Below are 26,059 nucleotides of genomic sequence, written 5' to 3'. Positions count from 1 at the left end.
TGCGCGATACCGCGATACCTTGGGCGGCAGGAGACGATACCTTGCGACTAGCCAGTCCAAGGTATCGCCAGGCTGGGGACAATCAGCCTGGACAGTCCGATCCGCGCAGTTCAAGCGCGAGTCTCAATGCCGTCCCAACCCAGCGATGAACGGAACCCCACATCTACTTGCGATTCTTCGGAGAGAGCTTGCCGAGGCGGACCTCACTCTTGGCGACGTGGCGAGCGTGATGGGTACGTCCGAGCGGCGCGTCCAAACCTTGATGGCAAGTGGAACCATGAAGTTAAGGGACGTTGACAAGCTCGTCGAACTGCTTCACCTTGACTTCGATGAAGTTCTGAGCGAGGTGGCCCGCACCCCGGTGCTTTGAGCTCCTGTGTGGAGCTCCGGCACTTCAGCGAACCCTCTTACTTTGCGCCGGCGGGCGGCACTGCGTAGATCGCAGTGCGCGCCCATTGCATCACCACCTCAAGGTCTTCGGGCACCGCGCGATCGTCTGATTGTTCGCGGCAGTCGGTGTAGAGCCCGAGGGCGTGGGCATTCATCCTCACCTCGCGGCCAGTGAAGAGCCTCACGCCGTGCTGGTACACGTTGAGTTCCGTTTTCCATGGACCCATGGGGCGCAATGACAGGGCAAAGTCCGACGACATCGTCATTGGCTTGCCGTTCATCGTGTACGAGGCGGTCTGCCAGTACGCGAGTTCCGTCGAACCTGTCTTCGTCGTCACTTCAGGCTTCAGCCCGTATTGACGCTCGCCCGCGTCGAGCGGGCGCTGCATCAGACGGCGATACGCCGGTCCGGTTGCGTTGGCGTCATCACTTCGACTTGCAACGGCGCGTTCTCTCTCCGACGTCTGGTCTTCGAGCGAGAAGCGGCCGCGTTCCGGGACGAGAACCTTGCCGACCACATGGGAGCCGCCATAAGCCTGCCTCGCTGCCGAAGCGCGCAGTCCCCGCTCCGCGTCTGCGACCGATACCGGCAACTGGGCGCTGAGATACGTTGAACCATCGGCCGGGTGAAAGCGAATGGCCGGGGCTTTCCGCATTGAAAGCCCTTTGCATGGAGACTTGCTCGCACCGGATGCAGTTGCTGCCGTTGCGCCCATGGCGGTTGCTGCAACCGTGCAACAAGCGGCCCATGCGATGCAGCAGCTATGGACGTGTCTGTTCATTGCCACCGTCGATCATGCCTCCCGCTCGACCCACTGGGAACGCCAGGCGGGCGCGTCGAAAGGATCGGCAAAGTACTGGGTCTCGCGCGCCACCTTGCCGTCTCGGAACTCCATGATGCTCACGGTGTGGGCGCGCTTGCCTTCGTAGTTGATGACGTACTCTGTCACCCAGAGATTGCCGTCGCCGACAGTCCGCCGGACCACGAAACCGGATGGCTTTCCCGGGTGATGGCTGCGCAGCGCTTGCAGGTTGTGCCGGCCGTGAATGACCTCGCCCGACTGCGGGTACGCGCACACGGCATCGTCGTGATAGATCTCATGCTCGGTGATCTGGTCACCTGCAGCGGAGGCAGTCCAATGTCGATCAATAGCTGTCCGGATGTTCTGCTCTTCCATCGTCGACCTCCATCTGAGTTTGCTTGCTTACTCACTCACGAAGCGAACGCTTGGCGAAAGACCGGCCCTGAGTGCATCCCGGCTTCACCCATCGCGCAATGCCGCCACACAGCGACATTGAAACGGCACCGCCTCGGTGAAGTCATCAGACCAGAACACATCGCAAAGCCCATCCCACAAGAGTTCGATGCGCCCGGCGTCGAGGCGGCCGAACGCCAGGGTCGTGTCGTACACATCGTGATGGCCGAACACGTACATCAATCCCAACTCGGGGTGAGGGTACGCCGCATCCGTCTTTCTGCTCCACGAGGTGCTCGCGCCTTCCAGGCCCTCGCCCGTATGCGCCGACAGCCGCAGGCCCTGGTGATACAGCCGGGGCGCCCACAGCTCGCCATCGAATGCCTTCGGCGCGGTGTCGATCTCCACGTTCCACAGTCCGTTGGAATACTGGACGACGGCCGATGTGACGTCGAAGCTTCGGTCCCTGAGACTGAGGTAACCGGTCATGGGGCAGGCCGCGCGGGGCGCCAGAACATGTGCAGCTCTTCGTGCAAGACATCGCCGATCCTCAGAGCCCCTGGCTCCCGGCCGAATGTCTCGAAGCCGAGCGATTCATACAACGCGATGGCGGCAGCGTTGCTGGCGTTGACGCACAGATTCACCTGAAGCAGATCAGGCACCAACTGTGCCAGCACGAGCGCTTGCGAAAGCAGGCTGCGGCCGACGCCCTTGCCCCGTGCCTCGGGAGCGACGTACATGCCGAAGATCATTCCCTTGTGTCGCAGCTTGCTCGCGCTCTCGCGTCTGAGCGTGACGATGCCGACAAGCGTGGCGCCGTCGAATGCGCCGAACACACCTTGGTCGGGATGTTCCGCAAGGCGGGCGACCGTCACCTCGGGTGAGAACGCCGCCTCTTCTTCATAGCTGGCGCCGAACGAGGTGGGCTCGTCACGCAGAGCTGCCAGGCGCAGCGCGCGAAACGGGGGCGCGTCTTGAAGTGTGAGGCGACGGATATGCATGCGTTGGCGGTCCAGATGAAGGTTTCCGCCGAATTCTGCCGCAGGGGCCAAAGGCCGTTCCTGGTCGCCACCGTCACCGCGTGCAGGGCTACACGCCGTGTCCCGCGCGCAGCATGAAACCATGGCCGGGAGCAATCCATTGGATGAGGCCTGCGTCGTCGTCGCTTGCCGCGGGTTGCGCCGCGGCACCGGTAAAGAGCGTGTGCTCTTCCACCAGCAGGAACTGGCGCGCCTGCGTGTCCCCGCTGCCGGACCGCACCTGCAGCCGTGCGTCGCCCACGGCGAGTTCTTCGCCCGGCGCCCGCTGCGCCGTCGAAGCCTCGGGCCATGCGGCAGCGAGCGCATCGGACGACCCGGCATGCGCCTGCGTCCAAAGAATCCAGCGCACCCGCCCCGGCGCCGCAGCACGCTGTGCTTCGACATGGGCCGCGTCCGTCAACACCGGATCGATCAACGCACAATCGCCACCTGCCGCACCCACGAAGTAGCTGTGGGCCAGCGCGCCAGCCGCCGCACCCGTCACCCGCACGATCCGCGTCGAAAATCGCATGACAAGCCCTGCCTCGTGCGCATACCGGCCATGGCCTTCACCGTCCGGATCGACGAGGCCGACTTCGTCATACGCCGGCTCTTCCATGTTCACCGGCCGCCGCCCCTCGGGCCCATTCGCCAGCCGCGGCATGACGCGGGGAATGTGCCGCAGGCCGCGCGCATGCGCGATGACCTCGTCCGCGCTCGTGAACTGTGCAAGCTGCTCCAGGATCCTGCGCGTCACGTTCATCAGCTTGAGGCCGCGTGCCGGGTCCACCGCCTCGGCGGGCTTCAGCCACATGTGCTCGACGGTCTCGCTGCCATCGGGCCGCACGCTCTGCCCCGCCGGCATCAGCGCAAGAAAGAAGCGGGTGTCGAAGCGGCGCGGCATGCCCGGCGGCGTGAGCCAGTGGGTGAAGTAGGTCAGCCGGTCGACGGCGAGTTGCCAGCCATGTTCCGCGCACAGTGCTAGCAGCGCATCGGTGCCCTGCACGGCCGCATCGCGCATGGCAGTGAGCCGGTCAGGCGGCAGGCCATCGAGCTTCACCAGCGCGCCTGACGAATCGGTGGCGAGCAGCACGCCGGCCTCTTCGAAGCATTCGCGGATCGCGGCAGCGTAGTAATCGAGGCCGCCTTCGGGCACCGCAAGGCGCGCGCTCGCGGCAACATCATCCAGCCCGCTGCATTGTGCGTGCAGGCTGCGGTCGTGCGCATCGATCACGCCGCCGGGAAACACGCTCGCGCCGCTGTTCTGGTCGTTGGCCTTCTCGGCCCGGCGCAGCATCAGCACTTCAAGGCCACGGCCTTCGTCGCGCAGCACGATGAGCGTGGCGGCAGCACGCACGGGGCGCGGCGCTGCGGGTTTCTGCGGGGTCTCCGGTGTTCTTGTGTTCATGGGAAGGCATTCTCGCGCCGCCAGGCTACCGGGCCGCTGCTGCGAAGGTGACAGCCGCACCGGGTGCCTGTCGCGCGAAGGACCGTCCAAACCTGCCCGCGCGGCTTAACTTCAACGCACTTTGTTGTTGAAGGACGCCTGATGCATTTCGAATTCACACCCAAGGTGATCGCGCTGCGCGACGAGCTGTTGAAGTTCATGGACGAATACGTCTATCCGAACGAAAAGCGCCGCGAAGAAGAGCTGGCCGCCAACGCGCGCGCCGGCCGCCCGTACGCCGAGCTGCCGATGATGGCCGGCCTGAAGGCCAAGGCGCGCGAGCGCGGGCTGTGGAACCTGTTCCTGCCCGAGTCGGAACACGGCCCGGGCCTGACCAACGTCGAGTACGCGCCACTGTGCGAGATCATGGGCCGGCGCTACTGGTGCGCCGAGATCTTCAACTGCTCCGCCCCCGACACCGGCAACATGGAAGTGCTGGCGCGTTACGGCACCAAGGCCCAGCAAGACCGCTGGCTCACGCCGCTGCTGGCGGGCGAGATCCGCTCGTCCTTCGCGATGACCGAGCCCGAGGTGGCGTCGAGCGACGCCACCAACATCCGCTGCAGCATCCGGCGCGAAGGCGACGAGTACGTCATCAACGGCCGCAAGTGGTACATCACCGGCGCCATGAACGAGCGCTGCGAAATCTTCGTGCTGATGGGCAAGACCGACCCCGACAACGCCGACCGCCACAGGCAGCAGTCGATGGTGCTGGTGCCCAAGAACACGCCAGGCGTGACCATCGTGCGCGACATGCAATTGCTCGGCATGTACGACCCGCCGTTCGGCCATCCCGAGATCGTGTTCGACAACGTGCGCGTGCCGGTCGAGAACATCCTGCTTGGCGAAGGCCGCGGCTTCGAGATCGCGCAGGGCCGCCTCGGCCCCGGCCGCATTCACCACTGCATGCGCGCCATCGGCATGGCCGAGTCAGCGCTGGAGATGATGTGCCAGCGGTTGGTGTCGCGCACCGCCTTCCACAAGCTCTTGTCGGAGCAGGGCGTGTGGCGCGAGCGCATTGCCGAGTCGCGCATGCTGATCGAGCAGTCGCGCTGGATGGTGCTGAACGCCGCCTACCGCATGGACACGGTCGGCAACAAGGTCGCCGCCAAAGAGATCGCGATGATCAAGGTGCTGACGCCCAACAACTGCGTGAAGGTGATCGACTGGGCGATGCAGGCCTTCGGCGCGATGGGCCTGAGCCAGGACACGCTGCTCACGCACTTCTACGCCTACGAGCGCCACCTGCGCGTGGCCGACGGCCCCGACGAAGTGCACCGCAACGCAATCGCCAGGCAGGAGCTGGCGGCGTACCAGTAAACGCCGCGACGGCTTCAGTCGACGCGCTTGGCGCGTTCGAGCATCGCGTGCAGCAGCACGTTGCAGCCCGCCGTCAGGTGGTCGGGCTGCGCGTCCTCGATCTCGTTGTGGCTGATGCCGTCCTTGCAGGGCACGAAGATCATGCCGGCCGGTGCGAGCCGCGCCGCATAGATCGCGTCGTGCCCCGCGCCCGAGACCACGTCCATGGTCGAGTAGCCGAGCTTGTCGGTCGCACGGCGCACTGCCTCCACGCAGTCGGGGTGGAAGGGGCAGGGCGGGATGTACGACACGCGCTCGATCGTCACGCCGAGCCCGGTCTCGCGGCCGGTGCGCTCGACGAAGGCGAGGATCTCGGCGTGCATGCGGTCGAGCAGCTCGTCGTTCACGTTGCGCAGGTCGACCGAGAATTTCACCTGCCCCGGAATCACGTTGCGGCTGTTCGGGTGCACCTGCACCATGCCGACCGTACCGCGACCGTACGGCTGGTAGCGCAGCGCGATGGCCACCACCTCCTGCATGATCCGCGTCGCCACCTGCAGCGCGTCGCGGCGCAGGTGCATCGGCGTCGGGCCCGCATGCGCTTCCATGCCGGTCACCACGCAGTCGTACCAGGAGAGGCCGAGAACGGCAGGCACCACGCCGATCACCTTGCCCGCGTCTTCCAGCACCGGGCCCTGTTCGATGTGGGCCTCGAAGTAGGCGCCGATGGGATGGTCGCCCGGCGTCTGCGCACCGACATAGCCGATGCGCTCCAGCTCTTCGCGCACCGTCTTGCCTTCCGTGTCTTTCGCGGCGTAGGCGTGTTCGAGGCTGAAGGCGCCGCAGAACACGCCCGAGCCCATCATCACCGGCACGAAGCGCGAGCCTTCTTCGTTCGTCCAGAACGCGACCTCGATCGGCGCCTCGGTGCGAATGCCCTGGTCGTTCAGCGTGCGCACCACTTCCAGCGCCGACAGCACGCCGTAGTTGCCGTCGAACTTGCCGCCGGTCGGCTGGGTGTCGATGTGGCTGCCCGACACGATGGGCGGCAGCGCGGGGTTGGTGCCTTCGCGGCGCATGAAGACGTTGCCGATCTTGTCGATCGTGATGCTCAGGCCGGCCTCCTTGCCCCATGACACCACGAGGTCGCGCCCCTGCTTGTCGAGGTCGGTCAGGGCCAGCCGCTTGACGCCGCCCTTGGGGGTGGCGCCGATGCGCGCCAGCTCCATCAGCGAGTTCCACAGGCGCTCGCCGTTGATCGTCAGCACCTGCTTGTCCACTACTGCATTCATGTATGACTCCTTGAGAATTCAGCGCGCCACGGCCGTGGGCGCATGCTGCTGTTTGAAGCGCTCCAGCGCGGTGAACATCGGCGCGAAGGGTGGGCGCTTGAGGTAGCGGCCGGTGCCCGGTTCGGCGCGCAGGTCACCGTTGCGATAGACCCAGCGGCCGGCGCTCACCGTGTGCTTCGGCACACCCATGACTTCGCGGCCCTCGAAGATGTTGAAGTCGCTCTTGGAGTGCTGGGTCTTCACCGACAGCGTCTTGGTGGCCCTCGGGTCCCACACCACGATGTCAGCATCGGCACCGGCTTGAATGACGCCCTTGCGCGGGTACAGGTTGAACAACTGCGCCGCGTTGGTCGAGGTGATGCGCACGAACTCCGAGGGCGTCAGCCGGCCCGCGTTGACGCCGGCATCCCACAGCACGGCCATGCGTTCTTCCACACCACCGCAGCCGTTGGGGATCTTCGTGAAGTCGTTGCGGCCAGCCGCCTTCTGCTCGGCGCAGAAGGTGCAGTGGTCGGTGGCCGTGGTGTGAAGGTTGCCGCCCTGCAGGCCGCGCCACAGCATGGCCTGGTTCTCGCGCGAGCGGAAGGGCGGGCTCATCACGTGGGCGGCGGCGCGTGCGAAGTCGGGGTCGCGGTAGACGCTTTCGTCGACCACGAGGTGGCCAGCCAGCACTTCGCCGTACACGCGCTGGCCGCGCGCGCGGGCGCGGGTGATGGCTTCGAGTGCCTCGCCGCACGACACGTGCACCACATAGATCGGCACGCCCAGCACATCGGCGATGGCGATGGCGCGGTTGGCCGCCTCGGCCTCGACCATCGGCGGGCGCGACAGCGGATGGCCCTCGGGCCCGCGAATGCCCTGCGCCAGCAGTTGCTGCTGCAGCATCGCGACCAGCTCGCCGTTCTCCGCATGCACCGTGGGCATGGCGCCGAGTTCGAGCGAGCGCTGGAAGCTCTTCACCAGGATCTCGTCGTCGGCCATGATCGCGTTCTTGTAGGCCATGAAGTGCTTGAAGCTGTTCACGCCATGCTCGCGCACCAGCGTGCCCATGTCGGCATGCACGCTGTCGTTCCACCAGGTCACGGCCACGTGAAAGCTGTAGTCGCCGGCGGATTTTTCGGCCCAGCCGCGCCACACGTGAAAGGCGTCCATCAGCGATTGCTTCGGATCGGGAATCACGAAGTCGATGATGCTGGTGGTGCCGCCGGCCAGCCCGGCCGCCGTGCCGCTGAAGAAGTCGTCGGCCGCGACCGTGCCCATGAAGGGCAGCTGCATGTGGGTGTGCGGATCGATGCCGCCGGGCATGACGTAGGCGCCGCCGGCGTCGATCACCTCGGCGCCGCCGGGCACCTGCAGGTCGGTGCCGACATGGAGGATCTTGTCCCCCTGGCAGAGCACGTCGGCACGGTGCTCGGCATCGGCGTTGACCACCGTGCCACCGCGAATGAGTACGGTCATGGCGTGAGTTCCTTTTGTGTACGTTTCAGGTGGGGTTCTTCAGGGGCGCGGACAGGCCCTGCAATTGCGGCGCCCGTGCCTTCATCAGGCCCAGGTACACGATGGCCGACAGCACCACGCCGACGAACCACGCATAGGTGTAGATCGTCTTGAAGAAGTCGGGCATCGACGGCACGGCCGACGGAAAGGCCGCATTCAGAAAGCCCGGAATGTTGGGCAGCACGCCGACGATGAAGGCAATGACCGCCGCCATGTTCCAGCCGTTGCTGTAGCTGTACTGGCCGTTGCCGCGGTAGAGCGCATCGACATCCAGCTCCTTGCGGCGGATGAGGTAGTAGTCGGCAATCAGGATGCCGGCCACCGGACCGAGCAGCGCCGAGTAGCCGATGAGCCAGGTGAAGATGTAGCCCTGCGTGGTTTCGAGCACCTTCCACGGCATCATCACGATGGCGATGCCGGCGGTGATGTAGCCGCCCTTGCGGTACGAAATCTTCTCGGGGTTGAGGGCAGAGAAGTCATAGGCCGGGCCGACCAGGTTGGCCGCGAGGTTCACGCTCACCGTGTCGATCAGCAGGATGATGAGCGCGATCAGCACCGCGGCACCGGTCATGCGGCTGGCCAAGTCCACCGGGTCCCACAGCGCCTTGCCGTAGATCACCACGGTGGCCGAAGTGACCATCACCGCCATCATCGCGAGCAGGCCCATCGGTGCGGGCAGGCCGATCACCTGGCCCACCACCTGGTCGCGCTGCGAGCGCGAAAAACGCGTGAAGTCGGGGATGTTCAATGCCAGCGTGGCCCAGAAGCCCACCATGGCCGTGAGCGAGGGCCAGAACACCGCCCAGAACATGCCGGCCTTCTTGCCGCCCGGCTCGAACTGCGAAGGCTGGTCGAAGATCGGGCCGAGGCCGCCCGCGCGTTGCACGGCCCAGTAGAGCAGGGCGATGCACACGATGATCTTGAGCGGCGCGGTGTAGGTCTCGAGCCGGCGGATCGACTCGATGCCATGCACCACGAAGTACAGCTGGATGGCCCAGAAGATCATGAAGCACACGAGCTGCGCGCCGTTGATGCCGAGGATCGGCAGCTTGTCGCCACCCAGCGGCTGGCCCATGAGCACGCCGACCAGCGTGTAGATCATCTCGCCGCCGAACCAGGTCTGGATGCCGTACCAGCCGCAGGCCACGACCGCGCGCAGCAGCGCCGGCAGCCGCGCACCGCGCGTGCCGAACGAGGCGCGTGCCATCACTGCGTACGGAATGCCGTACTTCGCGCCCGCATGCCCGATGAGCAGCATCGGCACCAGCACGATGGCGTTGCCCAGGAACACGGTCAGCACCGCCTGGCTCCACGACATGCCGCCTTCGATCAGGCTGGCCGACAGCGTGTAGGCGGGGATGCACATCACCATGCCCACCCAGAGCGCGGCGAAGTGGTACCAGCGCCACGTTCGCTGCGCCAGTGTGGTGGGCGCCAGGTCCTCGTTCCAGAGGTTTGCGGCGGGTGCGCCGCTCTGCGATGGGGTCGTCATGTGGGATGTCTCCTGCGTGTGGGCTGTTTTCTTGACTGTGTTGTCGTTCCCCTCCTGCCGCTGCCCGGTCTGCGCCGGGCTTTGTCACTCATTCATTCACTCATTCACTCATTCATTCGTTCATCCGATCGGCTCAGGCGTGGGTTTCGGTGCGCATCGGGTTGTTCGGGTGCGTGGTCCAGTTGGCGTACTTGCCGACCACCGGGTGGCCGGTGCGTGCGTCCATCTCGCCGGCCTTCAGCGTGCGCATCGACAACGCACCCGGCACCGGGCAGATCGACACGCACAGGTTGCAGCCGACGCACTCTTCTTCCTTCACTTCGAAGAAGCGCATGCCGTCCTTCGTCGCGCTGATGGCCTGGTGCGAGGTGTCTTCGCACACCACGTGGCAGCGGCCGCACTGGATGCACAGGTCCTGGTGGATCACCGCCTTGTCGACGTGGTTCAGGTTCAGCTGCTGCCAGTCGGTGATGCTGCCGACCGCGCGGCCGCGCATCTGCTCGATGTTGGCGTAGCCCTTCTGGTCCATGAAGTTCGAGAGGCCATCGCACAGGTCCTGCACGATCTTGAAACCGTAGACCATGGCGGCGGTGCACACCTGCACCGAGCCGCTGCCCAGCGCGATGAACTCGGCCGCATCGCGCCAGGTCGAGACGCCGCCGATGCCCGAGATCGGCAGGCCCGCCGTCTGCGGGTCGCGCGCGATCTCGGCCACCATGTGCAGCGCGATCGGCTTGGCGCCGGGGCCGCAGTAGCCGCCGTGCGAGCCCTTGCCGTCGGTGTGCGGGAACATCGCCATCGCGTCCAGGTCCACGCCCATGATCGAGTTGATGGTGTTGATGAGGCTCACCGCATCGGCGCCGCCCTTCTTTGCAGCGCGCGCGGCGGGGCGGATGTCGGCCACATTGGGCGTGAGCTTCACGATCACCGGCAGCTTCGAGTAGTGCTTGCACCACTCGGCCACCATCTGGATGTACTCGGGCACCTGGCCCACGGCCGCGCCCATGCCGCGCTCGCTCATGCCGTGCGGGCAGCCGAAGTTCAGCTCGATGCCGTCGCAGCCGGTGTCCTCGACCATCGGCAGGATGTTCTTCCATGCCTCTTCGGTGCAGGGCACCATGATCGAGGCCACCACCGCGCGGTCGGGCCAGTTGCGCTTGACGCGCGCCATCTCGTCGAGGTTGGTGCGCAGCGGTCGGTCGGAGATCAGCTCGATGTTGTTGAAACCGGTCACGCGGCGGTCGGCCGCATACGACACGGCATAGCGTGGGCCGTGCACGTTGACCACGTTCGGGTCTTCGCCCACGGTCTTCCACACCACGCCGCCCCAGCCTGCCTCGAAGGCGCGGACCACGTTGATCTCTTTGTCGGTGGGCGGTGCCGAAGCCAGCCAGAAGGGGTTGGGGCTGCGGATGCCCACGAAGTCGATGCTCAGGTCTGCCATGTGAATTGCTCCTGTCGCGGCAAGGCGCGCACGGATGGGATGGGATGAAAGGAAGATCGGTGCGGTCGCTTCACGCGGCGCGCAGGTGGCGGTCGATGGACAGCGCGGCCTGCTTGCCGTCTTCCACCGCCTCGACCGTGAGGTCGCGCCCGCCGAAGCGCGCGTCGCCGCCGGCCCAGACCTTCGGGCGCGAGCTGCGGCATTCCGCATCGGTGCTGATGCGGCCGCCCTGCAGTTGCACGCCGCTGTCTTCCAGCGCGGTTGCGACAAAGCTCTGGCCGATGGCGCACAGCACCATGTCGGCCTGCAGCGCGAGGCTCTCGCCGGTCTCGACCAGCTTGCCGTCGACCAGCGCGGTGCGCGCGAAGTCGATGCCGCGCAGCACGCCGCCCTTGGCGCGCAGGGCCTTCGGCGCGGCCCAGTGGATGATGCGCACGCCGTTGTCCTTGGCCCAGCTCTGCTCGTCGGGCGATGCGCCCATGCCCTCGGTGCCGCGCCGGTAGACGATGCTCACGTCTTCCGCGCCGAGCTTGCGCGACTGCACGGCCGCGTCCACGGCGGTCATGCCGCCGCCGATCACCACCACATGGCGGCCGATGGCCACGTCGGCCGGCGATGCGGCCTGGCGCAATTCGGCGATGAAGTCCACCGCGTCGCGCACGCCGGTCTGCTCGCCCAGGCCCAGCGTGTTCACGCCGGCAAGACCCAGGCCGAGGAACACCGCGTCGTATTCGGCGTCGAGCGCATCCAGGTGCAGGTCGCGGCCCAGCGCCTGGTTGTTGCGCACCTCGATGCCGCCGACCGACAGCAGCCACTCGATCTCGCGTTGCGCGAAGTCGTTCACCGTCTTGTAGCTGGCCAGGCCGTATTCATTCAGGCCGCCGAGCTTGGGGCGCGCATCGAACAGCGTCACCTGATGGCCCAGCACCGCGAGGCGGTGCGCGCAGGCCAGGCCGGCAGGACCCGCGCCGACGACGGCTACGCGCTTGCCCGTGTCGGCTCCGCGCACGAACAGCGGTGCGCCGGGTGCGTCGAAGAAGGCATCGGTCGCGTGGCGTTGCAGCAGGCCGATTTCGACCGGCTTGCTCTCGTTGCTGTTGCGCACGCAGGCCTGCTCGCACAGCACCTCGGTCGGGCACACGCGGGCGCACATGCCGCCCAGCGGGTTCTCTTCGAGGATGGTGCGCGCGGCGCCGCGCAGGTTGCCGTCGGCAATGCGGCGGATGAAGGTCGGGATGTCGATGCCGGTGGGGCAGGCCGTCTGGCAGGGCGCGTCGAAGCAGTAGTAGCAACGCTCGGCCTCGATGTTGGCCTGCACCACATTCAGCGGCGGATGGGCGTCGCAGAAGTTCTTCGCGTACTGCTCGGGGTTGAGGCGGCCCGCGCGCACATCCGATGCCAGATGTGCGGTGGGAGCGACGGGATTCATCGTGCTGCTCATGGGCGTTCAAGCTCCAGGGTCGTGGTGGGGATCTGTTTCGACACGAGGGATCGAGCCCTCATGAAGTTTGACCAAGTGGTCGAATGTCGCGATGATTCAGCAAACAAGGGGTGCCGCCCATACACAGTTGGCGCGGCGAGCGAGAAAGTGTTTGCCGCAGCGGACCGTGCTGTTTGGTGCACTGTCCAGCACAGTTCCCAAGGGCAAACCCTGTCTCGCACCACGACACGGGTTTCGAAGGAGACACAGCGATGCAGAGTTCACGCAACGCCCAGGCGCTGCTTTCACCGGCCTCGGCCGGTGCCGGATGGATGCAGGGCCTGATGGGCGAAATGGACGACGCCGGCCCCGGCCTCGGGCTGGCGCAACGGCTGGTGGTGGGCGTCGAGTTGCGCGTCATCGACGGGCGCCTGGCACCCGGCACCAAGATGCCTTCGGTGCGCGCGCTGGCCGGCAAGCTGGGCATCAGCACCTTCACGGTCACCGAGTCGTACAGCGCGTTGCGCGCGCGCTCCGTGCTGGCCTCGCGGCCGGGCAGTGGGTACTACGTGCTGCATCGGCCGTCGCGCTCGACGCTTGACGACGCCGGTTCAATGCCGTGCGTGGCGGAGCAAACAACCGGCGAAGACAGGCCTCCACCCGCCGAGTACCGGGGCGACGATCTCGTTCGCGAAGCGATGCGCCGCGTGGCCCGCGCCGCGCCCGACTGGGACAGCGGCACGCGCCCCAGCTTCGGCCTGCCACGGCTGCGCGAACTGATCGCCACGCGCCATCGCGCGGAGTTGCCCGCGATGGGCCCGCAGCAGGTGATGACCGCCGCAGGCAGCCTCGGCGCGGTGATGTGCCTGCTGCAGGCATGGACCGGGCCGGGCGATGCGGTGCTGGTCGAGTCGCCCGCGCCGCGCCAGTTGCGCCGCCTGATCCACACGCTGGGCCGACGCATGCTCGAAGTGCCACGGCGCGGCGGCTGCCTGGACATCGGCACGCTCGACAACCTCGCCGCGCTGTTGCCTGCGGCGAGCGGGCGGCGCCTGCTTTTCCTCTCGACAGCAGTCTCCAATCCGTTGGGCGTCTGCATGAGCCCGCAGGGCGTCCATCAGGCGCTGCAGGCGGCTGAGCGCCACGACCTGCGCGTGATCGAACTCGACACCTGGCGCGGGCTCTCGCCGCTGCAGGCCCCAAGCCTCGCTGCGATGGACGGCCTGCAGCGCGTGGCGCAGGTCGGTGGCGTGTCGACCACGTTGTCCGCCAAGCTGCGGCTCGCGCACGTGCTGCTGCCGCAGCGCTGGGTCGACGACCCCGCATTGCGCTGCCTGCACACCACGCTCGGGCCGAGCGAGTTCGAGGAGCGCGTGGCCTGCGAGGTTCTGGCCGATGCCAGCTATCCGCGCTTCCTGCAGAAGCTCAACACGGCGCTGAAGATCGCCGGCGAGCGCACCTTGTCGCTGCTCACCGGCGCGGGCCTGCAGGCGCTGTACGTGCCCGATGGCGGGCCCTTTCTCTGCGCCGGCTGGCCGCCCGGCAGCGAGCCTCGACCGACCAGCGACGCGGTGCTGCAGGAGGCGCGCAAGCAGGGTCTGCCGCTTGCAGCCGCTGCGGATTTCACAGGCACGCCACAGCCCTTCGCGTGGTATCGCTTCAACGTCGCGCATTGCGGCGACGAGCGGCTCGTGCGCTTCCTCGCGCGGATGAAGAACCCATGAGCACCGCCGCACGTCCACCGGCCGTGAAGCGGCAAGCCCGCCGCCAGAACATCGAAAGCGCCATCCTCGCCGTGGCGCAGGAGCGCTTCGCGCTGCACGGCTACGGCGGCGTGTCGGTCGACGACATCGCGGCCGATGCGGGCATCTCCAAGCAGAGCCTGCTGTACTACTTCCCCTCGAAGAAGGCCTTGTACAGCCGCGTCTTCAACGACGTGCTCGATTCGTGGCTCTCCAATCTCAACAGCCTTGCGGATGCCGACCTCGATCCGCATGCCGCGCTGGAGCGCTACGTCACGCAGAAGCTGCAGTTCTCCTACGACTACCCTTCGGGCTCGCGCCTGTTCGCGCAGGAGATCATTTCGCAGGCGCCGCAATGCGCCGACGACATCGAGGCCAAGCTCGTGCCCGCCTTCCGCGCAGAGGCGGCCGTGCTGAACCGCTGGATGGCCAATGGCGACGTGGCACCGCTGCCCGTGCCGCATCTGCTGTTCACGCTCTGGGCCATGACGCAGACCTATGCCGACTTTGCATGGCAGATGCGCATGTTGCTGGGCAAGCAGGCGCTGGAACCGGCCGATTTCGACCTCGCGCGCGAGACCATCATCCGCATGCTCGAGGGGGCGCTGGGCCTCACGCGGCCCGCCACTTCAGCGGTCGTCACGAGCCAGAAAGACCAGCGTCGGATAAATCGCACGTAGTGTGAATTTTTGTTGACGCTCGCATTGCTGCATCGCAATAATCCGCGCATCTTGTTTTTTGGAGCGCCGCGCGTGGACAGTGCCAGTTGTAGTAGCAGTGATGCAAAGCGTGCCTTGATGGCCGCTGTTGCCTGCCCGGCCTCCTGAACGCCCGCTCTCCGGGTTGAGGTCGCCGAGCCGACCGCAGCCCTTGCCGATGCCCTGACTCCCTTCGCGGGTCAGGCTTCGCGCCCATCTCCTCACGCCTGATTCATTGATCCTCCGCCCGGGGTGGCCCGATCGCGTTCGCGATCTTTCGGCCTCCCTCCGGGCGGTCTGTGCGCGTGCGTCCATGCAGCGGAGCTTCGTTGCATCAACCCGCCCGAAAGGGCCAAGGAGAAGACCGTGGACCCAGACCCTAGTTGGCGCTTGCGCGCGCCTGCCCATCCTTCGCCCCCTTCATTGAACCCGCATCCGGCATTGCCCCGGAGGCCTCGACTCGCCTGAACACAGGCGTGAGGACTCCTGCGCGCCGATGCCGCAGGAGTCCCCGCCATGTTCGCTTTCGCTCACCGCCGTGAGACCTTGCGCCGCGCGCTGCATGCCGCGCTCGCGCAGCGCCGTCCCCAGGCCTTGCAGGCGCTGCTGTACAGCCACGGCGCAGCCGCTTTCGCCGCCACCCTCTCGCCCTGCTCGGGCCGCGTCATTGCCGACGCGCTCTCGACCTTGCCTGCACCGCAGCGCAACGAAGTCTTTCGCCACCTGACACGCGCGGCCCGCCGCCGCTGCGCGCAGGTCGGCGGCCGTGCGTTCGACGTTCGCCCTTCGATGGGCTTCTTCGCGCGCCTGCTTTCTTTCTGCCTGCCGCTGCGAGGGGCGCGGCTGTGACTGCGGTCCATCCCACAACAACAGATACGGATCTCTCGATCCCCAGGAGAAGAACCATGAGAAAAAGAACATTCATCGCCACCCTTGTCGCGGTGGCCGCCAGCATCGTGCTGGCCGGCTGCGACGTGGGCAAGATGTTCACGTCGTCCGCCGTTGCGCAACCCGTGCCCGCTTCGCGCGCCGTCGTGCACGACGGCGCACTCGTCGCCTTGCCCGAGAACTCCCCGCTGCGCGCATCGATCCAGGTGGCCGCGGCGGAATCGCGCTCGGTGGAGCGGCCGATCAGCGCGCCCGGCAGCATCGAGGCCGCGCCCGAAAAACTCGTCAAGGTCACCTCGCCGGTGGCGGGCCGCATCGTCAAGCTGCAGCGCTCGCTGGGCGATCCGGTCAAGGCGGGGGACGCGCTCTTCACGCTCGACTCGGCCGACCTGAGCAACGCCTTCGGCGATGCCACCAAGGCCGACGCCGCGCTGCGCCAGTCGCGCCGCGACTTCGAGCGCCAGAAGCTGCTGTTCGATGCCGAGATCACCGCCCGCAAGGACTACGAAGCGGCCGAACTCGCCTACGGCGCTGCCACCAGCGATGCGCAGGTCGCGAAGAACCGCCTGGCACAGCTCGGCGCGTCGGCAGGCGCGGGCTCGCACCGCGAATACGTGCTGCGCTCGCCCATCAGCGGCCGCGTGATCGAGATGACCGGCGCGCAGGGCGGCTACTGGAACGACATCAACGCGCCGATCATGACGGTGGCCGATCTGTCGACCGTGTTCCTCACCGCCAACGTGTCGGAAAAAGACATCCCCGCACTGCGCGTCGGCCAGAAGGCGCGCATCGATCTGAACGCCTACCCCGACCAGGCCTTCGACGGCACCGTCAAGTACATCGGCGAGGTGCTCGATACCGACACGCGCACGGTGAAGGTCCGCGTGGCCGTCGACAACCGCCAGGGCCGCTTTCGCCCCGGCATGTTCGCCAAGGTGGTGTTCTCGGGCGAGGCGCATCCGGCCGTGGTCGTGCCCGCGTCCGCGCTGGTGCAGAGCGGCCTCTACACCAAGGTCTTCGTGGAGAAGGGCGCCTTCACCTACGAGGCGCGCAACGTGACGGTGGGGCCGGTCGTCGGCGACCGCGTCGAGATTCTTTCGGGGCTCAAGGCCGGCGAGCGCATCGCCGTGAAGGAAGGGGTGCTCCTCAATGATTGAGCGCCTCGTCACCCTGTGCTTTCGCCGGCGCGGCATCGCGTGGATCGTGTTCGCCTTCGTCGCGCTCTACGGCTGGACCTGCTGGAAGCAGTTGCCCATCGAGGCCTATCCCGACATCGCCGACGTCACCTCGCAGGTCGTCACCCAGGTGCCGGGCCTTGCGGCCGAAGAGGTCGAGCAGCAGATCACCGTGCCACTGGAGCGCGAACTGCTCAGCACGCCCGGCCTGCATGTGCTGCGCTCCAAGAGCACCTTCGGCCTGTCGCTGATCGTCGTGGTGTTCAAGGACGGCGTGGACGGCTACTGGTCGCGCCAGCGCCTGCAGGAGCGCATCGCCCGCGTGACGCTGCCCTACGGCGCCACGCCGGGGCTCGATGCCTACACCTCGCCCATCGGCGAGATCTACCGCTACACGCTGGAGTCGAAGACGCGCGACCTGCGCGAGCTGTCGGAGCTGCAGTTCTGGACCGTCATCCCGCGCCTGAAGAAAGTCAGTGGCGTGATCGACGTGGCCAACTTCGGCGGGCTGACCACGCAGTTCATGCTCGCGCTCGACCCCGCGAAGCTGGTGCAGTACGGCGTCACGCTGCAGCAGATCAAGGACGCCATCAACGCCAACAACGGCAGCGCCGGCGGCAGCCTCATGAACCGTGGCGAGCAGGCCTACGTGGTGCGCGGCTCGGGGCTCATCGGCTCGCTGCAGGACATGGGCAACGTGGTGGTCACGGCCAAGTCGGGCACGCCGGTGCTGGTGAAGGACCTGGGAACGCTGAGCTACGGCAACGTCGAGCGGCGCGGCATTCTCGGCAAGAACGACAACCCCGACACCATCTCCGGCATCACCCTGCTGCTGAAGGATGCGCAGGCCTCGCAGGTCATCCAGGGCGTGCACGCCGCAGTGCAGGACCTGAACGACAACCTGCTGCCCAAGGACGTGAAGGTCGTGCCCTACCTCGACCGCGCCTCGCTCATCGACGCCACCACGCACACGGTCGGCAAGACGCTGATCGAGGGCATCGTGCTGGTCACGCTGGTGCTGCTGCTGTCGCTCGGCAGCCCGCGCGCGGCGGCCATCGTGGCGCTGACCATTCCGCTGTCGATGCTGATCGCCTTCATCTTCATGCGGCACCTGAACGTGCCGGCCAACCTGCTGTCGCTGGGCGCGATCGACTTCGGCATCCTGGTCGATGGCGCGGTGGTGCTGGTCGAAGGCATCCTGCGGCGGCGCGAGCAGGCGCAAGACAAGCCGCTGACCCCCGCCGACGCCATCGCCGCCACGGTGCAGGTGGCGCGGCCGATCTTCTTCGGCATGCTGGTCATCATCGCGGCCTACCTGCCGCTGTTCGCCTTCCAGCGCATCGAATACAAGCTGTTCTCGCCGATGGCCTTCGCCGTGGGCTCGGCGCTGGTCGGTGCGCTGCTGGTGGCGCTCACGCTCATTCCGGGACTGGCGTACCTCGCGTTCCGCAAGCCGCGCCGCATCTTCCACAACCGGCCGATGGAATGGCTGACGGTGCGCTACGAGGCCTTCCTCTCGCGCACCCTGGGCAAGGGCCGCTGGGTCGTGGTGACCTGCGCGGTGGCGCTGCTGGGCGTGCTCGGCCTGGGCAGCACCATCGGCCGCGACTTTCTTCCCTACCTGGACGAAGGCTCGCTCTGGCTGCAGGTGACGATGCCGCCTGGCATCACACTCGAAAAAGCAACGGGTCTGGCGAACGAGTTGCGCCGCGCCACGCGCGAGTTTCCGGAGGTCTCGTACATCGTGACGCAGACCGGCCGCAACGACGACGGCACCGACCCGTGGACCGTCTCGCACATCGAGGCCAGCGTCGGTCTGCATCCGTACAACACATGGAAGTCGGGCCTGAGCAAGCAGGAGCTGATCGCCAAGCTGGCCGAGCGCTACAAGCAGCTGCCCGGCTTTTCGGTCGGCTTCATGCAGCCCATGATCGACGGCGTGCAGGACAAGCTCTCGGGCGCGCACAGCGACCTGGTGGTGAAGATCTACGGCGACAGCCTGGACGAGATGCGCCGCATCGCGGGCGACGTGGTCGGCGTGCTCGAAAAAGTACCCGGCGCCGTCGACGTGGCCATCGACCAGGAACCGCCGCTGCCCAACCTGAAGATCGACATCGACCGCGCGGCCGCCGCGCGCTACGGCATCAACGTGGCCGACGTGAGCGACCTGATCTCCACCGGCATGGGCGGCACGGCCATCGGGCAGGTCTATGTGGGCGAGAAGAACTACGGCATGACGGTGCGCTTTCCCGAAGCCACCCGCAATGACCCGGACGCCATCGCCGGCCTGATGCTCACCGCACCCGGCGGCGCGAAGGTGCCGCTCGGGCAGGTGGCGAAGATCCGCACCGTGTCGGGCGAGACCACCATCACGCGCGAAGCGTCGCGCCGCCACCTCACGGTGAAGCTCAACGCGCGCAACCGCGACCTGTCGAGCTTCCTGGCCGAGGCGCAGTCGGCCATCGAGCGCGATGTGCACTACGACCACCTGCGCTATCAGATCGCCTGGGGCGGCCAGTTCGAGAACCTCGAACGCGCGCAGGCCCGGCTCATGGTGATCCTGCCGATGACGCTGGCCATCATGTTCCTGCTGCTGTTCGCCGAGTTCGGCAACCTGCGCCAGCCGGCGATGGTGCTGCTGGTGGTGCCGCTCGCCATGCTCGGCGGCCTGGCGGCGCTGCATCTGCGCGGCATGACGCTGAACGTGTCGAGCGCGGTCGGCTTCATCGCGCTGTTCGGCGTGGCCGTGCTCAACGGCGTTCTGATGATCTCGCAGATCAACCGGCTGCGGCGCGAAGACGGCCTGCCGCTGCGCGAGGCCGTGATCGAAGGCGCGCGCAGCCGCATCCGCCCCGTGCTCGTGACCGCCACCGTGGCCGCCTTCGGCCTCACGCCCGCGATGCTGGCGATGGGGCTGGGCAGCGACGTGCAGCGGCCGCTGGCCACCGTCGTCGTGGGCGGCCTGGTCACCGCCACCTTGTTGACGCTGGTGCTTCTGCCGGCGCTCTACCACCTTGTCGAAACACGGGCCGAGGCCGTCGCCAGGCGGCGCGCCGAAGCCGAAACGGCCGCGCCGGACGCGGACCTCCTGGAGCACGCATGAAGAACAAGAACATCCACTGGCACGGCGTCGGCATGGCGCTACTGTCGCTGTGCACGGGCATCGCCTGCGCGCAAGGCACAACTTTGGTTTCGGCCGTGGCCACCGGTGCCACGGCGGTCGATTTCGCGAGCTACCTCGCCGCCGTCGAAAAGCACAGCCTCGACCTCGCATCGCAGCGCGAGTCGATCGCCGCCGCCGAAGCCGGCGTGTCGATCGCGGGCGTCATGCCCGACCCGAAGCTCACGCTCGGCTACGGGCCGAAGGAGTTCAGCCGAACCGTCGCGCTGAAGCCCCCGGTCAGCCGCACGGTCGCGCTCGAATGGGAGATCGAGACCGGCGGCAAGCGCGACAAGCGCATCAAGGCCGCGAAGAGCAACGTGAAGCTGACCGAAGCCAACGTGGAAGGCTTCAAGCACCAGCTCTACAGCGATTCGGCCACCGCCTTCGCGGAAGCCTGCCGCACGCGCGAGGCGCTGGTGCGGCAGGAGTCGTCGCTCAAGTCGCTGTCCGACGTCGTGCGTGCCAACGAGGTGCGCCGCAAGGTGGGCGATGCGGGCGGGCTGGAGTTGCTGCAGTCGCGCACCGAGCGCGACCAGTTCCAGGCCGGCGTGGTCAAGGGCCGTGCCGATGCGCAGGCCGCGTTGCTGAACCTGTCGGTGCCGCTGGGCCAGCGCTTCGGTGAACTGTTCGCGCAGCCGCGTCTGGACTGCGACTTCGCCGCGTTTACACCGGGCGACGACGTCGATGCGCTGATCCGACAGGCGCTCGATGCGCGCGACGAGGTGCTGATCGCCCGCGCGACCCTCGACAACATGCGGGCCAACGCCGAACTCGTGCAGGCCAACCGCTACGTCGGCCCCACCGTGAAGCTGACGGCCGGCCGCACGCCCATCGGCCGCAGCACCTTCGATGGCGACGGCAAGGAGACACCCGGCTCGCCGGTCTCGCGCACGCTGGCAGTGGAAGTGTCGATGCCGCTCCCGTTCTCGCGACTGCAGAAGGGCGAGGTGATCCAGGCCGAATCGGCCGTCACTCAGGCCATGCTGGGCCTGCGCGCCGCCGAGCTGAAGACCGACGCCGATGTGCGCACCAGCTACACGCAGTTTCTTGCCGCGCGCGAGAACCTGCGGCGGTATCGCGAGTCCGTGCTCGCGGACTCGGACAAGGTGCTCGCGGGCATCCGCCTGTCGTACCGCAACGGACAGGCTTCGCTGCTGGAGTTCCTTGCGGCGCAGCGCTCGGCCGACGACGCGTACCTGGCGTACCTGCAGGCGCGGGCCGACCTGGCCGCTGCCACCGTGCAGCTTCAACTGAGCATCGGGCTGCACCCCGCGCTCTGAGTCCCCGAGAGACAAAGAGAAAGAAAGGAAATCCGTCATGGCCGAATTCGATTCCGGACACGGAGCCCGCTGGCTCCATCACCGCCTGACGCTGATCGTCCATGCCGAGGCGTTGGAAGCCGCGCGCGAGGCCTTGCGCTGCAGCTTCTTCGACGCGCGCCTGTACTGGCGCCGTCCGCAGGAGCAGCCGCTGGGCGTGCCAACGGCGAAATGGGCGCTCAGCGGCGAGTTCCAGGGGCAGTTGGGCAGCGCGACCCGGTTGGTGCAGTGCCTGGCGCTGCATCTGCAGGTGTTGCCGGTGGTGTTGCTGCGCCTCGAAACCCTGGGCTCCGCGTCAACGCACAATCCGCCTGCCACATTCTGGGGGGATGATGGGGCAGTCGACGCAAGCAGTCCCCGGCCTGTGAGTCCTTTGCCTGACAGGAAAGTCCATGCCTTTGCTGGAGCGCTGAAATGAAATCCTGCGTTTTTGTTTGTCGCGGTTTGCGATTGAGGCGCTGCGGTTCAGGGCGTCATTCATGCTGCCATTCAGGGCGCGCTCACGCCGACGGTGTGCTCTGCTCCGCGAATGTCCCCCGAGGCGCTGCGCGCCTCTCCTCCTTGATTTCGCTGCGCAGAGCACACCGCCAGCGTGAGCGTTATGAGGAGCAGTCGTTGATCGGCGATACACCAGCAGCGTGTCCAGGTGCGAATGGCACCGGGTGCTCCCCGCAGCGAAATAAAGGAGGAGGGGCGCGCAGCGCCCCGGGGGACATTCGCGGAGGGGAGTACCCGGTGTCATTCGCACACGCCCTGAACAGCAGCGCCAAGAACAACAGCGCCAAGAACAACGACGCAAAGAACGCCCCGACAAATTCAACGCATCGCGATTCACGCGATCACAAAGTGGAGCAACGAGGATGAATTTTCTCCAGACCTGGTTCGTCGCCTTCCTCAACAGCCGCCGCACCTCCCGACTCTTCGGCCGGGGCGAAATGCTGGAAACCGTGGCCGGCGGCCGCAGCGCCTCGCAGCCCATTTCCGACCGCCTGGCACGCGACCTGTTCCGCGCCGCCGACGACGACGTGCCCTCGCTGCTGGTGCGGCTCGACTCCCACGAAGACGGCCTGAGCGATGCCGAAGCACAGCGCCGGCTCGAAACCGTCGGCACCAACGAGGTGGCGCACGAAAAGCCGCTGCCCTGGTGGATGCACCTGTGGCACTGCTACAAGAACCCGTTCAACCTGCTGCTCACGCTGCTCGCCATCGTGTCCTACGTCACCGAGGACACCAAGGCCACCGTCGTCATCGGCACCATGGTGCTGCTGTCCACGCTGATCCGCTTCGTGCAGGAAGGCCGCTCCAACCGTGCGGCTGAAAACCTCAAGGCACTGGTCAGCAACACGGCCACCGTGATCCGGCGCGACCTTCGCACCGAAGCCGCCGAAGTCGCCGAGCGCTACTTCGAGGCCCGGCCGCTGGCGCGCCATGCGCCCAGCCGCGTCGAGCTGCCCATCAAGGACCTCGTGCCCGGCGACCACATCGTGCTGTCGGCCGGCGACATGATCCCGGCCGACTGCCGCATCCTCGCCGCCAAGGACCTGTTCGTCAGCCAGTCGGCCATGACCGGCGAATCGCTGCCGGTGGAAAAATTCGTCGAGCGGCAAAGCGGCGCGCACAGCCCGCTGGAGCAGGCCAACATCGTGTTCATGGGCACCAACGTGGTGTCGGGCTCGGCCATTGCGCTGGTGATCGCCACCGGCAACCGGACCTACTTCGGCACGCTGGCCACGCGCGTCACCGCCACCGACCGCACGCCCACCGCGTTCCAGGCCGGCGTCAACAGCGTGAGCTGGCTGCTGATCCGCTTCGCGCTGGTGATGGTGCCCATCGTGCTGCTGGTCAACGGCTTCACCAAGGGCGACTGGACCGAGGCCTTTCTGTTCGCGCTGTCGGTGGCCGTGGGCCTCACGCCCGAGATGCTGCCGATGATCGTGACCTCGACGCTGGCCAAGGGCGCCGTGCTGCTGTCGCGCAAGAAGGTGATCGTCAAGCGGCTGGACGCCATCCAGAACTTCGGCGCCATGGACGTGCTGTGCACCGACAAGACCGGCACGCTCACGCAAGACAAGATTTTTCTGGAGCGCCACACCGACGTGTTCGGCAACGAGTCCACCGAGGTGCTCAAGTTCGCCTACCTCAACAGCTACTACCAGACAGGCCTGAAGAACCTGCTGGACCGCGCGGTGCTGGAGCATGTGGAACTGCAGTCCGAACTCAAGCTGGGGCAGGACTACGGCAAGGTCGACGAGATTCCCTTCGACTTCCAGCGCCGGCGCATGTCGGTGGTGGTGTCGGAGCGCGAAGACCACCACGAGCTGATCTGCAAGGGCGCGGTCGAGGAAATGCTCAGCGTGTGCACGCGCGTGCATGAGAACGGCCGCGACGTGCCGCTGGACGAAGAGATGCTGGAGCGCGTGCGCCAGATCACCCGCGACCTGAACCACGAAGGCCTGCGCGTGGTGGCCGTGGCCATGAAGGAAACGCCGTCGCGCGCGGCCGCGTACTCGGTGGCCGACGAGGCCGACCTCACGCTGGTCGGCTACGTGGCTTTTCTCGATCCGCCGAAGGAATCGACCGCGCCCGCGCTCAAGGCCCTGGCCGAGCACGGCGTGACGGTGAAGGTGCTGACCGGCGACAACGAACTCGTGACCGGCAAGGTCTGCCAGCAGGTCGGCCTCAAGGTCGAAGGCATCCTGCTGGGCCAGCACATCGACCGCATGAGCGACAAGGCGCTGGCGCACGCGGTGGAAGTCAACAACGTGTTCGCCAAGCTGTCGCCGCTGAACAAGGAGCGGCTGGTGCGCGCCATGCGCGACAACGGCCACGTGGTCGGCTTCATGGGCGACGGCATCAACGACGCGCCGGCGCTGCGCGCGGCCGACATCGGCATCTCGGTCGACAGCGCGGTGGACATCGCCAAGGAGGCGGCCGACATCATCCTGCTCGAAAAGAGCCTGATGGTGCTGGAGGCCGGCGTGATCGAAGGGCGCAAGACCTTCAGCAACATGCTGAAGTACATCCGCATGACGGCCAGCTCCAACTTCGGCAACGTGTTCTCGGTGCTGGTGGCCAGCGCGTTCCTGCCCTTTTTGCCGATGCTGCCGCTGCAACTGCTGGTGCAGAACCTGCTGTACGACATCTCGCAGATCGCCATTCCCTTCGACAACGTCGACGAGGAGCTGGTGAAGAAGCCGCTGACCTGGAACCCCGGCGACATCGGCCGCTTCATGGTGTTCTTCGGTCCGATCAGCTCGGTGTTCGACATCACGACCTTCGTGCTCATGTGGCATGTGTTCGGCGCGAACAGCGAAGGGCAGCAGGCCCTGTTCCAGTCGGGCTGGTTCGTGGTGGGGCTGCTGACGCAGACGCTGATCGTGCACATGATCCGCACGCCCAAGCTGCCCTTCATCGGAAGCCGCGCGGCGTGGCCGCTGACTGCGATGACGCTGCTCATCATGGCGGCCGGCATCTTCCTGCCGATGGGGCCGCTGGCCGGCTACTTCAAGCTGCAGGCGCTGCCGCTGGGTTACTTCCCGTGGCTGGTGGCCATCCTGCTGGGCTATGCGGTGCTGACGACGCTGATGAAGCGCTACTACATCCGGCGCTTCGGCTGGCAGTAGGGGAGGGAGATGCGCGCGGTGCTCAGGCTACGCGCATCCCGATCGGCATCGGCAGCTAGACCGCGCCGCCGTGCGACAGCGATTCGCAAGCCTCGCCGCCGACCCAGCAACCTTCGTGCGTCATCGCTTCCAGGGGCAGGCCGACATGGATGGCCGATGGCGACCCCATCGCTTCGCCCTGTCGAACGGTCACGGACAGCTCCGCGTCGCCGACCAGCCCGAGGTGGCGCAGGCCCCAGGCCAGCGCCGCGGCGGCGATGCCCGTGGCCGCGTCTTCCGGATAGCCGGAAGACTTCGGAAACTGCCGCGCACTGACCGTGTCGGCCTCATCCCGCGACATCGCATAGGGATACAGGCCGGTGGAGCCGAGGCGCTCGCACAGCGACTCGACGCGCGCGAAGTCCACGCGCAAGGCGTGCAGTTGCGCGGTGTCGGCCAGGCGCACCAGCGTCTTGATGCGGCTGGTGGCTGCGTTGAGCACCGGCCCCACGATCCGATCGACGCCGATGCCCAGGCATTGCGCGATCTCTTCGACGAGTGACGCTTGCGTCACTTCCCGCACCGTTGCGCGCGGCTGGCTGATCTGCACCGTGCCATCGACGCGCCGGCCGGTGACGGTGCCGCTGAGCGTTTCGATCGCGACGGGCGTGCCGTCCCATTCGCCGCGCCGGTGCAGCAGCCACAGCGCGCCGACGGTGGCGTGCCCGCACATCTCCATCTCGTGGTTCGGCACGAAGTAGCGCATGCGCAGGCGGTGCGTGGGTGCGGTCGGCTTCAGCACGAAGACGGACTCGTGGCCGCTCAGGCGCGTGTTCTCCTGCATCTGTGCGGTGGAGAGCGCATCGGCATCGAGCCAGACCGGCGCGGGGTTGCCGCCGATGGCTTTGTCGGGGCCCACGAAGACGCGGATGTCGCGGGCCATCGGAAGCGCGGTCGGAAGGGCAGTCGTTGCCAT

21 protein-coding genes are annotated in these 26,059 nt (G+C 66.9%); 10 read left to right on the top strand and 11 right to left on the bottom strand.

Annotated features, from left to right (window positions below; genetic code table 11):
* Positions 1-145: 145 nt before the first annotated feature.
* A complete protein-coding gene (locus ACSFB7_RS28250; protein ID WP_435475633.1) occupies positions 146-370 on the top strand; it encodes a hypothetical protein in 225 nt (74 codons plus the stop codon).
* A gap of 37 nt (positions 371-407) precedes the next feature.
* Here ACSFB7_RS28250 and ACSFB7_RS28245 read toward each other — a convergent pair whose 3' ends face one another.
* The 5 genes from ACSFB7_RS28245 to ACSFB7_RS28225 form a co-directional block, all read right to left on the bottom strand.
* A complete protein-coding gene (locus ACSFB7_RS28245) occupies positions 408-1,046 on the bottom strand; it encodes a hypothetical protein (protein WP_435475632.1) in 639 nt (212 codons plus the stop codon).
* A 138-nt stretch (positions 1,047-1,184) separates the two neighbouring features.
* Positions 1,185-1,568 (bottom strand): nuclear transport factor 2 family protein, encoded by a 384-nt coding sequence (locus tag ACSFB7_RS28240; RefSeq protein ID WP_435475631.1) that lies wholly within the window; start codon positions 1,566-1,568, stop codon positions 1,185-1,187.
* 84 nt (positions 1,569-1,652) lie between these two features.
* Positions 1,653-2,075 (bottom strand): hypothetical protein, encoded by a 423-nt coding sequence (locus ACSFB7_RS28235; protein ID WP_435475630.1) that lies wholly within the window; start codon positions 2,073-2,075, stop codon positions 1,653-1,655.
* The gene (locus tag ACSFB7_RS28230) at positions 2,072-2,638 is read right to left on the bottom strand and encodes a GNAT family N-acetyltransferase (RefSeq protein ID WP_435475629.1); all 567 of its coding nucleotides are present in this window, start codon (positions 2,636-2,638) and stop codon (positions 2,072-2,074) included. Before ACSFB7_RS28230 ends, ACSFB7_RS28235 begins: the two co-directional genes overlap by 4 nt.
* Positions 2,639-2,675: 37 nt before the next feature.
* Positions 2,676-4,013, bottom strand: a complete 1,338-nt coding sequence (locus ACSFB7_RS28225) for an NUDIX domain-containing protein (RefSeq protein WP_435475628.1) — start codon at positions 4,011-4,013, stop codon at positions 2,676-2,678.
* Between the two features lie 141 nt (positions 4,014-4,154).
* Between ACSFB7_RS28225 and ACSFB7_RS28220 the strand changes: the two genes are divergently transcribed.
* A complete protein-coding gene (locus ACSFB7_RS28220; RefSeq protein ID WP_435475627.1) occupies positions 4,155-5,372 on the top strand; it encodes an acyl-CoA dehydrogenase family protein in 1,218 nt (405 codons plus the stop codon).
* A 14-nt stretch (positions 5,373-5,386) separates the two neighbouring features.
* Here ACSFB7_RS28220 and ACSFB7_RS28215 read toward each other — a convergent pair whose 3' ends face one another.
* The 5 genes from ACSFB7_RS28215 to ACSFB7_RS28195 all read right to left on the bottom strand — a co-directional run bounded on the left by ACSFB7_RS28215 (position 5,387) and on the right by ACSFB7_RS28195 (position 12,505).
* Positions 5,387-6,643: a Zn-dependent hydrolase gene (locus tag ACSFB7_RS28215; RefSeq protein WP_435475626.1), complete on the bottom strand. Its 1,257-nt coding sequence runs from the start codon at positions 6,641-6,643 to the stop codon at positions 5,387-5,389.
* 18 nt (positions 6,644-6,661) lie between these two features.
* Positions 6,662-8,101 carry a dihydropyrimidinase gene (gene hydA / locus ACSFB7_RS28210; protein ID WP_435475625.1) on the bottom strand — a complete coding sequence of 480 codons (1,440 nt, stop codon included), beginning with the start codon at positions 8,099-8,101 and terminating at the stop codon, positions 6,662-6,664.
* A 25-nt stretch (positions 8,102-8,126) separates the two neighbouring features.
* The gene (locus ACSFB7_RS28205; protein ID WP_435475624.1) at positions 8,127-9,632 is read right to left on the bottom strand and encodes an NCS1 family nucleobase:cation symporter-1; all 1,506 of its coding nucleotides are present in this window, start codon (positions 9,630-9,632) and stop codon (positions 8,127-8,129) included.
* Positions 9,633-9,765: 133 nt separating this feature from the next.
* Positions 9,766-11,076, bottom strand: a complete 1,311-nt coding sequence (gene preA, locus ACSFB7_RS28200) for an NAD-dependent dihydropyrimidine dehydrogenase subunit PreA (protein ID WP_435475623.1) — start codon at positions 11,074-11,076, stop codon at positions 9,766-9,768.
* A gap of 70 nt (positions 11,077-11,146) precedes the next feature.
* Positions 11,147-12,505: an NAD(P)-dependent oxidoreductase gene (locus ACSFB7_RS28195; RefSeq protein WP_435475622.1), complete on the bottom strand. Its 1,359-nt coding sequence runs from the start codon at positions 12,503-12,505 to the stop codon at positions 11,147-11,149.
* Between the two features lie 263 nt (positions 12,506-12,768).
* Between ACSFB7_RS28195 and ACSFB7_RS28190 the strand changes: the two genes are divergently transcribed.
* The 8 genes from ACSFB7_RS28190 (at position 12,769) to mgtA (ending at position 25,104) form a co-directional block, all read left to right on the top strand.
* Positions 12,769-14,220, top strand: coding sequence for an aminotransferase-like domain-containing protein (locus tag ACSFB7_RS28190; protein ID WP_435475621.1), 1,452 nt, complete (start codon positions 12,769-12,771; stop codon positions 14,218-14,220).
* A complete protein-coding gene (locus ACSFB7_RS28185) occupies positions 14,217-14,918 on the top strand; it encodes a TetR family transcriptional regulator C-terminal domain-containing protein (protein ID WP_435475620.1) in 702 nt (233 codons plus the stop codon). The genes ACSFB7_RS28190 and ACSFB7_RS28185 overlap by 4 nt, the downstream gene beginning before the upstream one ends.
* A 534-nt stretch (positions 14,919-15,452) precedes the next feature.
* Entirely contained in the window at positions 15,453-15,785 is a 333-nt protein-coding gene (locus ACSFB7_RS28180) for a hypothetical protein (protein ID WP_435475619.1), read from the top strand.
* 56 nt (positions 15,786-15,841) lie between these two features.
* Positions 15,842-16,981, top strand: a complete 1,140-nt coding sequence (locus ACSFB7_RS28175) for an efflux RND transporter periplasmic adaptor subunit (protein ID WP_435475618.1) — start codon at positions 15,842-15,844, stop codon at positions 16,979-16,981.
* The gene (locus ACSFB7_RS28170; protein ID WP_435475617.1) at positions 16,974-20,102 is read left to right on the top strand and encodes an efflux RND transporter permease subunit; all 3,129 of its coding nucleotides are present in this window, start codon (positions 16,974-16,976) and stop codon (positions 20,100-20,102) included. The genes ACSFB7_RS28175 and ACSFB7_RS28170 overlap by 8 nt, the downstream gene beginning before the upstream one ends.
* Entirely contained in the window at positions 20,099-21,442 is a 1,344-nt protein-coding gene (locus ACSFB7_RS28165; RefSeq protein ID WP_435475616.1) for a TolC family protein, read from the top strand. The genes ACSFB7_RS28170 and ACSFB7_RS28165 overlap by 4 nt, the downstream gene beginning before the upstream one ends.
* Positions 21,443-21,479: 37 nt before the next feature.
* Positions 21,480-21,899 carry a hypothetical protein gene (locus ACSFB7_RS28160; protein ID WP_435475615.1) on the top strand — a complete coding sequence of 140 codons (420 nt, stop codon included), beginning with the start codon at positions 21,480-21,482 and terminating at the stop codon, positions 21,897-21,899.
* A gap of 442 nt (positions 21,900-22,341) precedes the next feature.
* Complete coding sequence (mgtA, locus tag ACSFB7_RS28155) at positions 22,342-25,104, top strand: magnesium-translocating P-type ATPase (protein ID WP_435475614.1); 2,763 nt, start codon at positions 22,342-22,344, stop codon at positions 25,102-25,104.
* 55 nt (positions 25,105-25,159) lie between these two features.
* Here the strand turns inward: mgtA and ACSFB7_RS28150 are convergent, their stop codons facing one another.
* Positions 25,160-26,059, bottom strand: a complete 900-nt coding sequence (locus ACSFB7_RS28150; protein WP_435475613.1) for a PhzF family phenazine biosynthesis protein — start codon at positions 26,057-26,059, stop codon at positions 25,160-25,162.

It is taken from the genome of Variovorax raffinosi (assembly GCF_051216615.1).
Classification (GTDB): domain Bacteria; phylum Pseudomonadota; class Gammaproteobacteria; order Burkholderiales; family Burkholderiaceae_C; genus Variovorax.
This window is presented reverse-complemented; position numbering and strand designations above follow the sequence as displayed.

What these genes read in the sequence shown, in the direction of transcription:
- ACSFB7_RS28185 (WP_435475620.1), top strand. Translation starts at nt 14,217, where the DNA reads ATGAGCACCGCCGCACGTCCACCGGCCGTGAAGCGGCAAGCCCGCCGC.
- ACSFB7_RS28220 (WP_435475627.1), top strand. Translation starts at nt 4,155, where the DNA reads ATGCATTTCGAATTCACACCCAAGGTGATCGCGCTGCGCGACGAGCTG.
- ACSFB7_RS28250 (WP_435475633.1), top strand. Translation starts at nt 146, where the DNA reads ATGAACGGAACCCCACATCTACTTGCGATTCTTCGGAGAGAGCTTGCC.
- ACSFB7_RS28190 (WP_435475621.1), top strand. Translation starts at nt 12,769, where the DNA reads ATGCAGAGTTCACGCAACGCCCAGGCGCTGCTTTCACCGGCCTCGGCC.
- hydA (WP_435475625.1), bottom strand. Translation starts at nt 8,101, where the DNA reads ATGACCGTACTCATTCGCGGTGGCACGGTGGTCAACGCCGATGCCGAG.
- ACSFB7_RS28180 (WP_435475619.1), top strand. Translation starts at nt 15,453, where the DNA reads ATGTTCGCTTTCGCTCACCGCCGTGAGACCTTGCGCCGCGCGCTGCAT.
- ACSFB7_RS28150 (WP_435475613.1), bottom strand. Translation starts at nt 26,059, where the DNA reads ATGGCAACGACTGCCCTTCCGACCGCGCTTCCGATGGCCCGCGACATC.
- mgtA (WP_435475614.1), top strand. Translation starts at nt 22,342, where the DNA reads ATGAATTTTCTCCAGACCTGGTTCGTCGCCTTCCTCAACAGCCGCCGC.
- ACSFB7_RS28205 (WP_435475624.1), bottom strand. Translation starts at nt 9,632, where the DNA reads ATGACGACCCCATCGCAGAGCGGCGCACCCGCCGCAAACCTCTGGAAC.
- ACSFB7_RS28165 (WP_435475616.1), top strand. Translation starts at nt 20,099, where the DNA reads ATGAAGAACAAGAACATCCACTGGCACGGCGTCGGCATGGCGCTACTG.
- ACSFB7_RS28240 (WP_435475631.1), bottom strand. Translation starts at nt 1,568, where the DNA reads ATGGAAGAGCAGAACATCCGGACAGCTATTGATCGACATTGGACTGCC.
- ACSFB7_RS28175 (WP_435475618.1), top strand. Translation starts at nt 15,842, where the DNA reads ATGAGAAAAAGAACATTCATCGCCACCCTTGTCGCGGTGGCCGCCAGC.
- ACSFB7_RS28170 (WP_435475617.1), top strand. Translation starts at nt 16,974, where the DNA reads ATGATTGAGCGCCTCGTCACCCTGTGCTTTCGCCGGCGCGGCATCGCG.
- ACSFB7_RS28195 (WP_435475622.1), bottom strand. Translation starts at nt 12,505, where the DNA reads ATGAATCCCGTCGCTCCCACCGCACATCTGGCATCGGATGTGCGCGCG.
- ACSFB7_RS28245 (WP_435475632.1), bottom strand. Translation starts at nt 1,046, where the DNA reads ATGCGGAAAGCCCCGGCCATTCGCTTTCACCCGGCCGATGGTTCAACG.
- ACSFB7_RS28160 (WP_435475615.1), top strand. Translation starts at nt 21,480, where the DNA reads ATGGCCGAATTCGATTCCGGACACGGAGCCCGCTGGCTCCATCACCGC.
- ACSFB7_RS28235 (WP_435475630.1), bottom strand. Translation starts at nt 2,075, where the DNA reads ATGACCGGTTACCTCAGTCTCAGGGACCGAAGCTTCGACGTCACATCG.
- ACSFB7_RS28225 (WP_435475628.1), bottom strand. Translation starts at nt 4,013, where the DNA reads ATGAACACAAGAACACCGGAGACCCCGCAGAAACCCGCAGCGCCGCGC.
- ACSFB7_RS28215 (WP_435475626.1), bottom strand. Translation starts at nt 6,643, where the DNA reads ATGAATGCAGTAGTGGACAAGCAGGTGCTGACGATCAACGGCGAGCGC.
- preA (WP_435475623.1), bottom strand. Translation starts at nt 11,076, where the DNA reads ATGGCAGACCTGAGCATCGACTTCGTGGGCATCCGCAGCCCCAACCCC.